The following is a 9,726-nucleotide window of genomic DNA, read 5'->3' as shown; positions in this document are numbered from 1 at the left end:
ATCCTGTTGAAAAGATGAGAAATCAGAAGCATTTGCCTTAAACCCTGCAATAAGCAGTTTGAAAAAACCAATCAACTCCGAAAACCTTTTTACCCTTGCCATTAGTAATCACCTCCTGGCAACCTAAGTGCTTGTAACTTCAACACTTTGTCTTACTTTCAAAAACTTTTTTCATATTGTCTTCGTCAAAACCTTACGCTGAATGATATTCTATGTGTATTACCTAAATCACCATATGGCACGAAGGCGTAATCAGTGGAGAAGTTAAATATACGAAACCCAAGTCCGCCGCCGAAACCAGAGAAACCAGAGGCGTTCTTATGTTCATATGTTCTTATGTTCGTAAGTAGATAGCCGACACGCAGTGTCAAAACGTTGAACGAAATATACTCCGTGCCGAATGAGATTTCTGTTTTGTTATCGTATATTCTCTGCTTTATATCAAGTGCAAGTGTTAATGCGTTTTTGATGTTGTAACCGGCGCCGAGTGTTGCTGTTAACGGTAAATTGTAGCCCTCAGATATAAATGTCATTTTGGGTCCGAGATTCTGGAATGAAAAGCCGAAAGTAAAGCGATTAAGCGATTGAGCGAGTAAGCGAGTAAGTAAGCCAATGTCAAAAGCGATACCCGTTGCTGTCTCAGATTCTATTTTCTGTTGAATGATTTTTAAGTTTGTGCCAAGTGAGAGATTGCTTCGACTTCGTCTCGCAATGACACTGCTGTATGACAATGTCAACGCGGTATCATATGCAGAAAAACTGTCAGTTTTGTTCCTATTCTCGTCCCTGCCTTCTATCTTGCCTTGTGATAGCACTATTGCACTAAACCCTATTGCACTTTTTTTCAACGGGAACGCACCTGCCAAAAAATCATGATTTATATCAGATATCCACTCGGTGTGTTGAGCCACAATTTCGTTTTTATTTAATTGTGAAAGCCCTGCTGGGTTATAATTTATTGCTGATGCATCGTTTGCTATTCCTACATACGCTCCACCTATTGAGATTGCCCTTGCTGAAGTACCGATGTTTAAAAAACTAGCACCAGTGTTAGATGCGGTAAGAAGGTAAGAATGTAAAAAAGCGAAAAAGTAAAAAGTTAAAATTAAATTCTTTCTCATCATTCACCTCATTTTATATTAAATGCGATATTATTTATCGCCTGCAAAAATGCTACATCTAATGCGGTACCGAATGTCTTTACCGCCTCATAAACAGCGAGTGAAACCAAAAGAACCAGCAGTATGTATTCGGTCATTGACTGCCCTTTAGAGACAGTGAGTAGGGAGTAGGGGGTAGGGAGTAGTTTTTTGATCATTTTGACCTTTGATTTTAACCGTTATTCATACTGCTTTTGTGATTCTACCAGCAGCTTTTAGGAAAATTGCGTTCAGAATTGACGAAAATACCCTTAATGCCAGAACCGATGCTAAAAGCAACAAAATTAGCAATGAATACTCGGTATCAGATGCTGCATTTTCAGATTTTAGTATATTTTTAAGAACCGCCATTTATCCATTATAATTATAAACAAAAATTGTCGTTTTGTCAAGTGCTTTTTTGAAACGCAGATTACCACAGATGACACGAAGTGTCATTCCCGAATGTCTCTATCGGGAATCCATAGTCGCAGATTACCGCAGATATTATCAGCGGTAATCAGTGATGATGAAACACCGTCTAAAATCGTGATTTTTTTATTCCACAGTAACGCTTTTTGCTAAGTTTCTCGGCTGGTCTACATCACAGCCACGCAGAACACCTATGTGATATGCCAATAGTTGAAGTGGAATTATATTTAACAGTGGATACAGTATTTCTTCAGTTTCAGGAATATAAAATACATAGTCCGATTTCGCTTTTATCAGTTTATCATCTTCTGTTGCGAGTGCGATAACAATCCCTTCGCGTGCTTTTACTTCTTCTATATTTGATAGAACTTTTTCGTAGACCTTCCCTTGTGTTGCGATACATACAACTGGCATATTTTCATCAATCAATGCAATCGGACCGTGTTTCATCTCGCCTGCGGGATACCCTTCTGCATGAATATACGAAATCTCTTTTAATTTTAACGCACCTTCTAACGCAATTGGATAATTAAGTCCTCTGCCTAAATAGAGAAAATGTGATTTTTTGCAAAACCTTTTTGCGATTAGTTTAAGTTCATTTTCTTTTGCCAGAATTTTAGAGATATCGTGTGGTATTTTTACTAATGCATCTATAAATTTGATTGCGAACTCTTTTGTAATTTTGCCTCGTACAATCCCAAAATAAACCGCTAACAGATACAAGGCAGTAAGTTGGCCTGTGAATGCTTTTGTAGATGCAACACCTATTTCAGGACCGCATCTGGTATAGAGTGTTGCCGAGGCATCCCTTGTGATTGTAGAGCCCATAACATTACAGATTGATAGTGTTTTTGTATTATGTTTTTTTGCCTCTCTTAACGGTGCGATAGTATCAGCGGTTTCGCCTGATTGACTTATTGCGAGCACCAGCGTTTTATCGTCTAAAATTAACTCGCGATACCGAAATTCAGAACCGATGTCAGTTTCAGCGTAAAGCCCTGAAAGTGATTCAAACAGGAATTTGCCGACGAGCCCCGCATGATAAGAAGTTCCACAGGCGACGATTGACACCCTGTTTATCTCGCGTATCTTTTCAGGATTAAGCCCACCACCAAGTTCAGTAAAAAACTCGCTTATATCCTCTACTGAAAGCCGACCACGAAAAGTATCTTCTATCGTCTGCGGCTGTTCAAAAATTTCTTTCAGCATAAAATGTTTATAGCCAGCTTTTTCAGCCATCAAAGAATCCCAGTCAATTATATTTATTTTCCTGTCTACACTGTTCCCATTCACATCATAGATTTTGTAACCACTACGTTTCAATTCAACAATATCGCCGTCAGCAAGATAGATAAATTTTTTTGTGTAAGATAAAACGGCAGGGATATCTGATGCAATGAAATACTCGTTCTCGGAAATTCCTACAACAAGAGGCGCATCATAACGAACACCGATTAAAACATCAGGATTATCAATAGAAATAATTCCAAGTGCGTAGGCACCTTTGAGATAAGCGACGGCATTTTTTACTGCCAATAAAATATCGCCTGAAAAGTGTTTTTCAATCAGATGAACTACTACCTCCGTGTCGGTTTCAGATAAGAATTTGTGTCCTTCGGAAATGAGTTGCTGTTTGAGTTGACGGTAATTCTCAATAATACCGTTATGGACTACCACTATTTTATTTTTACAATCTGTATGTGGATGCGCATTTTCTTCGGATGGTTTTCCGTGTGTTGCCCAGCGGATATGTCCAATACCAAGTGTGCCTGAAAATTTTTCTGATTGAATTACTGTTTCTAAATTTTTTATTTTGCCGACGGCACGGCAGATTTTTATATTGTTGTCTTCAATAGTTGCAATACCTGATGAATCATAACCACGGTATTCAAGCCGTTTCAAACTATCTAGCAGGATTTCTGATACGTTTCGTCTACCAACATAACCTACAATACCACACATAATAATACAAGATAGCAGATTGGAGTTTGTAGATTGGAGCAACGCCATATTACTCCTATCCACCATCTTCTATCTCCTATCTCTTATCTCCTATCTCCTATCTGTTTCAAAATATTTTTCATTTCTTTCACCGCTTGAAACAGCCCTACAAATAACGCTCTACAAATAATAGAATAGCCGATGTTGAGTTCGTTCATACCTTTGATTTTTGCAATTTCCCGAACATTCTCATAATCAAGCCCGTGCCCAGCATTGAGTCCCAATCCAAGTTCCAGAGCATATTGTGATACATCTTTTATTTTCTTCAACTCGTCGTTCTCCGAGGTTAAAACCTCGGCTACAATATTGTGTGATGCTTCGGGTTTTGGCATCCCCCCCCGATTAAAATCGGGGGCTACAGTCGGGATAAACCCTCGCATCTTTTCATTGCTTTCTGCATATCTGCCGGTATGAAGTTCTACAAAATCAGCCCCGATTCTTTTTGCCGTTTTTATCTGTTCAAAATCAGGGTCTATAAAAATGCTTACAACAATTTTTTTATCTTTCAAATCTTTCACAACATTTTCTGTTTTCTTAGTGTTTGATACAATGTTTAGCCCGCCTTCTGTTGTTAACTCCTGTCGTTTTTCAGGCACCAGACAGACATTCTGTGGCACAATTCTTTTGGCAACCTCTACAATATCCGGCGCTATTGACATCTCAAGATTGAGTTTTGTTCTGATGCTCTTTTTCAGATTTTCTACATCCTTATCATTTATATGTCGTCTATCTTCACGAAGATGCACAGTAATTCCGTCAGCACCTGCGGATTCTACAATTTTTGCCGCATCAACCGGGTCAGGCAAAATCCCTTTCCTTAAATTCCTTATTGATGCAATATGGTCTATATTAACACCTAGTTTCACCATAAATCTGCGGAACTGATACGAAATAAGCCACAGAAGTTCACTGAAATTTCTTTTGACAGGATTAACAGGATTTTATTCTTTTAACCACGAAACCGCGAAGTTTTAGACTTTTTTCGGAGTTTCGTGTTTTCGTGGTTAATAGCCCAGCAGTTTTTTAATTATACTTTTCTTTTCACTACTTTTCTTTTCAGATGCCAATTTTTGTTCAGTTTGCTTCTCTAATTTTTTTAACTCCTGTTCTATTCTATTTCTCAGTATTTCGTTATCTCTAATAACTTTATGATATTTGTTTTGCAATTCTGACAGTTCGGCTTCCAAAAATTTATTGTTTTTTTTCTGCGATTCTATTTCTATATCTTTTTTGGTTAATTGGTTTTCTAATAATTCTATTTCTTTCTGGGATTTGAATATTTTTGCTTCTTGTAAATTTTTTTCTTCTGCTATCTTTCTATGAAGAACCTCAAGTTCAGAAATTCTGTTTACCAATGGTTGTTCTTTATCTAACAGCTTTTTAATTTCTGATTGCTGGGATTGAATTTGGGTTTTAAGAATCTCTGTTTCTTGTTTATTTTTCGTTAATTCTGTTTGTAAAATGCTCTCTTCTGTGCTAAGTAGCAGTTCCAGCCGTTTTTTCTCTTGTTGAAGTATAGTTATTTTTTCTTCCAGTATTGTGATTTTCTGTTTTTCAACAGCGTATTGCGTTTCTAACTCTTCTATTTGTTTTTGTGCCTTTTCTAAGATATGCGTTTTCGCATTCTCTATGTCCTGTTGTTTTGTTTCAATTTCTGTCCGCCAGTCCTTTTCTTTCTGGTCAAACTTTGCAGTGATATTTTTTATCTGCTCATCTTTTGCTGTCAACCTATCTATTAACCGCTGTATCTGACTGTCTTTTTCTTCTTTTAATTTGTTTATCTCCGTCTGGTTAACCTGTAAATTTAATATATCCTGCTGGTATTTTTGAACTTGCAGTTGCCATTCTAGATCCTTTTGTGTTAATTTCAAATTTTCTTTTATTTTTGTTTCTAATTCTTTTTGCAGTTTGTCTATTTGTTTTTTCAGTTCCTCAATCTCATACCGGTTCTCTTCTAATTTCTGAAACAGTCCCTGTTCCTTCTGATTGAATTGCTGAGTCAACAATTCTCTTTCTTTTTCCAGTTGCTGTTCTAGATCTTTCTGCCGATTTTTTATTTCGTCTGATAGTTTAAGTTTAGCATTTTCCAGTTCCTGGTGCAGTATTATTAGCGCATCTTCTTTTAATCGTAGTTTTTCTTGTTGGGTTTGCCAGTTGTTGAGAAGTTCTTCTTTATTCTTTTCCATATATTTGTTTAATTTTGTCTAATAATGTTTCAACCATAAATGGTTTTGCAATAAAATCCTGGATTTTTGCTACTTCGTGCAACATAAACAAATTTTTAAGTTGTTCATAGCCAGTGGAGACAATTATCGGAATATCTTTCAGTTCCGGATTTTTTCTTAGCAGAATAATTCCAGTGAAACCATCAATCTGTGGCATCATTAAATCAACTATTAAAAGGTCAGGTTTCTCTGTAACTGCTTTTTCTATAAGTGCTTTCCCATTGGTAACCGGTATCACCTGATAACCTGCTTGTTCAAGTGCAAACTTCAATAACTCCAATGTTTCCAGTTCGTCATCTGCAACGAGTATTTTTTTTATTTCCATATTTTTTGTGTTTTTCTCAGTGTCTTCTGTGGTTTTCATTTTATAACTTTTTCAATTTTTCCTTTTTTGCAATTTTATCAAATACAACTTTTACTTCTTTATCTGCAAATGGTTTATAGATAAAATCAAACGCACCTAATGAAAGCGCTTCTTGAATTTTTTCATCAACTGCAAAACCAGTCATCATAACAAACACCGTTGAAGGTGTGATTTTTAGTAATTCTTTTAGTGTCTGAACACCATCCATCTCAGGCATAACAACATCAATAAATACAATATCAAACTTTTGAACTTTTGCTTTTTCTATTGCTTCCTTACCACTTAATGTGGTTGTAACTTCGTAGCCGTCCGGTTCAAGTAGAGATTTAAAAAGCCCGCAGATTATTCTGTCATCGTCTACAATTAACAGTTTTTTTATCTCCATATGAGTGTCCTCCTTACACCACTTGGTTCTTGTATTTAGCCACAGAAATGTACAGAAACTTTTTTTGACGGGATTAACATGATTTTAATTAAAGTTTTATCCTGTAAATCCTGTCAGGTTATTTTTTCTGTGTTTTTCTGTGTTATTCTGTGGCTTTCATTTTTTACGTTACTGGTAAAACAACTTTGAATGTTGCGCCTTTGTTCAGTCCTTCGCTTTCAACAAGTATTTCACCACCGAATGATTCTACAATACTTTCACATACTGACAACCCGAGCCCGGTTCCGCTGACAACTGATTTTGATAATGAAAAAAACAGCGACAAAATTTTACCTAAATTATCTTTTTCTATGCCAATTCCTGTATCTTTAAATTCAATAACAACTGTTTTACCGCCTTCTTTTATTAAATCAGTTACTCTTTTACCATAAGGGTGTAATTGGGGATATATACTAACAAAAAGCTTCCCACCCAGCGTATCACCACCAACCTCCGCTATTGCCTTTATGCTATTTGATATAAGGTTCTCAAAAACAGCTGATATTCTGGTCTTATCTATCCTAATAATAGAATTATCAGGTTGATAGGTTTTTATTACTTCTATATTATTCAACGCAAACTCACCAACGAATATTGATAGCGCATTATCTACAATAGGTATCAGTTCTTGCGTGGTTAGTTGTACTATCTCAGGTTTTGTTTCTCCCTTGTAAAGAGAAATCATTCTCTTTATAATCCCACTACATCTGTATGCCAATTCCTGAATAGTAGTAAGATTTTCTTTTAATGTCAGATCTTCTAAAATATTACTTTTTTCTATTACTCTTGCGAAGCCAAGTATTCCCATAAGTGGTGTGTTCATTTCGTGTGCAAGAACACCAGCAACTTTTGCTATTGCTGCTTTTTCTGCTTCTGCTTTTGCTGCTGCTGCAGCAGCAGCAAATTCTTGTTCCTTTCGTTGTAGTTCAAGTGTCTCTCTCATATCATGAGCGATACCTACAATACCAATAAGTTCATCATCTTTATCTCTCATTACGGAACCAGAAAAACTTACCGGAATCTTTTCACCTACTTTTGTCTGATAGATCATATCATAATCCCGCACTGCTTCTTCTTTTAATAACTTTTCCCATTTAGTTCCTTTGAATAAAAGTTCTTCTTCTGCAAAAAGTATTCCTGCTGGCTTACCAATAAGTTCGTTTTCTTTATATCCAAGCAGATTTAATGTTGCCTGATTCACAGTTAATATTTTTGCATCCGGACTGATTAAAATTATCGGGTCAACTGCTGTGCCTAAAATATCATCTGCAGCAACTGCTGGTGTCAAAACCATAAGTTTATATTTTGTTATAGCATACCAGATTCCAAATGCCCAGATTAGTACCATAACCGGTGCTATTTCTGGCAAAACATAGATTTTCAAACCTGGTAGAACTACATTAATCAAAGAACCTAATATAAGTGATATAATAGTAAATATTACAATAATTTTTGATTGCTTTTTCTCTCTAACAATTTTTGTTTTTCTACCCCATTGCCAGGTAAGTATAGCAGAGGTAATCACATAACTTGAATAATAGATATTAAAATCATGGAACCACAAAGACTCAGTTGGGAGTAGGGAATGCCAGCCGTAACTTTGTTGAATAAAATCTTTAGCAAGCAAAACTCCAGTTAAAGACCTACAAAGGAATACAATTCCTGGGAGATAAAGAATAGAATAAATCCACCAGTTTTTTAATAGAATTCCTTTTTTGGTCAATATCAGTGCAAAATGTAGTACTATTCCAGCGAAAGTGCAGAAACCAAATGAAGAAATTCTAAACCATAACCAGCATGCTTCTTTATTTGGTGCAGGAAACATGAAAACATTACCAAAAGCCCAGACAGCAAAACTTAAACACAAAAGCATAAATATCCTATTTAATTTTGCTTTTGGGTCTAATCTTAAAGCATGAATCCCAAGATATAAATATACAATAAAAGCAAAAAATGATAGTAGTGAAAACATGTTCATTACTTTTGTAGGCACGAATTTATTCGTCCGCCTGTGGCGGACAAAACTGGCAAAACTACTTTAAAAGTTGCGCCTTTATCCAAGCCGTCACTTTCAACAAAAATTTCGCCACCGTGCTGCTTTACAATCTTCTGACTTTCTGATAGACCTAACCCAATACCGCCAATATCCGCTTTTAACTCTGAAAAATACAGCTCAAATATTTTCTTTAAGTTTTCTTTTTCTATTCCTTTACCTGTATCTTTGAAAACAACCTCAACAAAGTCATTCTGAGGCGAAGCCGAAGAATCTTGTTTTTGAGATACTTCACTTCGTTCAGTATGACAACTTATGCTAATTGTTAGTTTTCCACCACCGTCAGGCATTGCTTTTATACTGTTGGTTAATATATTACTGAAAACAGAGGACATCTCATTTCTATCTATCTTTACAGTAAATTCGTCAGCTGTATAGCTTTTAATTACTTCTATTTGGTTTGCTTGAAAACTTCCTCTCAATACTGATAGTGCATTTTCTACAATATCTATAAATTCGTTTTTGGATATTTTATCAAACTTCAATTCTACCGGCTTAGCAAGAGTAGCAATTTTCTTTACTATTTCACTACATTTGTATGTTAACTGTTGAATTGTAACTGTATTTTCTTTTAGATCAGACTCTTTCAAATCAATGTTTTTCTCTAATATTCTTGCAAGACCCAATATACCCATAAGCGGTGTATTCATTTCATGTGCAAGAACACCAGATACTCGGCTTATCGCTGCTTTTTCTGCTTCTGCTTTTGCTGTAATTTCTTTTTCCTGTAATGCTATTATTTGTCTCATATCATGAGCGATACCTACAATACCAATAAGTTCGCCTTCTTTATCTCTCATAATTGAACCGGAAAAACTTACCGGTATTTTTTCACCAGTCTTTGTCTTATAGGTTATTTGATAATCACGCGCTGAACCTTCCTTTAATAACTTTTCCCATTTTGTTCCTTTGAATAAAAGTTCTTCTGCAAAAAGTATTCCTGCTGGCTTACCGATAATCTCTTCTTCTTCATATCCAAGCAAATTTAGAGTTGCCTGATTTACTGTTTTTATCTTTCCTTTAGCATCAGTCACAATCAAAGTATCAATCATACTTTTGATAATATTGTCAACATAGTCCTTGGACAC

Annotated in this window: 10 protein-coding genes; all 10 read right to left on the bottom strand. The window is 35.8% G+C overall.

The window, feature by feature from the left end; translation table 11 throughout:
• Positions 1 to 185: 185 nt before the first annotated feature.
• Positions 186 to 1,121 carry a PorV/PorQ family protein gene (locus AB1349_11185; GenBank protein ID MEW6557896.1) on the bottom strand — a complete coding sequence of 312 codons (936 nt, stop codon included), beginning with the start codon at positions 1,119 to 1,121 and terminating at the stop codon, positions 186 to 188.
• An 8-nt stretch (positions 1,122 to 1,129) separates the two neighbouring features.
• Positions 1,130 to 1,318, bottom strand: coding sequence for a hypothetical protein (locus AB1349_11180; protein ID MEW6557895.1), 189 nt, complete (start codon positions 1,316 to 1,318; stop codon positions 1,130 to 1,132).
• Positions 1,319 to 1,343: 25 nt separating this feature from the next.
• Positions 1,344 to 1,511, bottom strand: coding sequence for a hypothetical protein (locus AB1349_11175; GenBank protein MEW6557894.1), 168 nt, complete (start codon positions 1,509 to 1,511; stop codon positions 1,344 to 1,346).
• A gap of 186 nt (positions 1,512 to 1,697) precedes the next feature.
• The gene (gene glmS, locus AB1349_11170; protein MEW6557893.1) at positions 1,698 to 3,533 is read right to left on the bottom strand and encodes a glutamine--fructose-6-phosphate transaminase (isomerizing); all 1,836 of its coding nucleotides are present in this window, start codon (positions 3,531 to 3,533) and stop codon (positions 1,698 to 1,700) included.
• A gap of 83 nt (positions 3,534 to 3,616) precedes the next feature.
• Positions 3,617 to 4,441, bottom strand: coding sequence for a pyridoxine 5'-phosphate synthase (locus tag AB1349_11165; GenBank protein MEW6557892.1), 825 nt, complete (start codon positions 4,439 to 4,441; stop codon positions 3,617 to 3,619).
• A 135-nt stretch (positions 4,442 to 4,576) separates the two neighbouring features.
• Entirely contained in the window at positions 4,577 to 5,758 is a 1,182-nt protein-coding gene (locus AB1349_11160) for a hypothetical protein (GenBank protein MEW6557891.1), read from the bottom strand.
• A complete protein-coding gene (locus tag AB1349_11155; GenBank protein ID MEW6557890.1) occupies positions 5,745 to 6,161 on the bottom strand; it encodes a response regulator in 417 nt (138 codons plus the stop codon). Before AB1349_11155 ends, AB1349_11160 begins: the two co-directional genes overlap by 14 nt.
• A 1-nt stretch (position 6,162) precedes the next feature.
• On the bottom strand, positions 6,163 to 6,546 hold the full coding sequence (locus AB1349_11150) for a response regulator (protein MEW6557889.1): 384 nt from the start codon (positions 6,544 to 6,546) through the stop codon (positions 6,163 to 6,165).
• Between the two features lie 163 nt (positions 6,547 to 6,709).
• Complete coding sequence (locus tag AB1349_11145) at positions 6,710 to 8,563, bottom strand: ATP-binding protein (GenBank protein ID MEW6557888.1); 1,854 nt, start codon at positions 8,561 to 8,563, stop codon at positions 6,710 to 6,712.
• The coding region (locus tag AB1349_11140) for an ATP-binding protein (GenBank protein ID MEW6557887.1) at positions 8,563 to 9,726 on the bottom strand (1,164 nt) is incomplete at its 5' end. The genes AB1349_11145 and AB1349_11140, both read right to left, overlap by 1 nt.

It is taken from the genome of Elusimicrobiota bacterium (assembly GCA_040757695.1).
Taxonomy (GTDB): domain Bacteria; phylum Elusimicrobiota; class UBA8919; order UBA8919; family UBA8919; genus JBFLWK01.
This window is presented reverse-complemented; position numbering and strand designations above follow the sequence as displayed.

Excerpts from the sequence above, each read along its gene's own strand:
- AB1349_11180 (MEW6557895.1), bottom strand. The coding sequence starts at position 1,318 with ATGATCAAAAAACTACTCCCTACCCCCTACTCCCTACTCACTGTCTCT.
- AB1349_11155 (MEW6557890.1), bottom strand. The coding sequence starts at position 6,161 with ATGAAAACCACAGAAGACACTGAGAAAAACACAAAAAATATGGAAATA.
- AB1349_11145 (MEW6557888.1), bottom strand. The coding sequence starts at position 8,563 with ATGAACATGTTTTCACTACTATCATTTTTTGCTTTTATTGTATATTTA.
- AB1349_11160 (MEW6557891.1), bottom strand. The coding sequence starts at position 5,758 with ATGGAAAAGAATAAAGAAGAACTTCTCAACAACTGGCAAACCCAACAA.
- AB1349_11165 (MEW6557892.1), bottom strand. The coding sequence starts at position 4,441 with ATGGTGAAACTAGGTGTTAATATAGACCATATTGCATCAATAAGGAAT.
- glmS (MEW6557893.1), bottom strand. The coding sequence starts at position 3,533 with ATGTGTGGTATTGTAGGTTATGTTGGTAGACGAAACGTATCAGAAATC.
- AB1349_11185 (MEW6557896.1), bottom strand. The coding sequence starts at position 1,121 with ATGAGAAAGAATTTAATTTTAACTTTTTACTTTTTCGCTTTTTTACAT.
- AB1349_11175 (MEW6557894.1), bottom strand. The coding sequence starts at position 1,511 with ATGGCGGTTCTTAAAAATATACTAAAATCTGAAAATGCAGCATCTGAT.
- AB1349_11150 (MEW6557889.1), bottom strand. The coding sequence starts at position 6,546 with ATGGAGATAAAAAAACTGTTAATTGTAGACGATGACAGAATAATCTGC.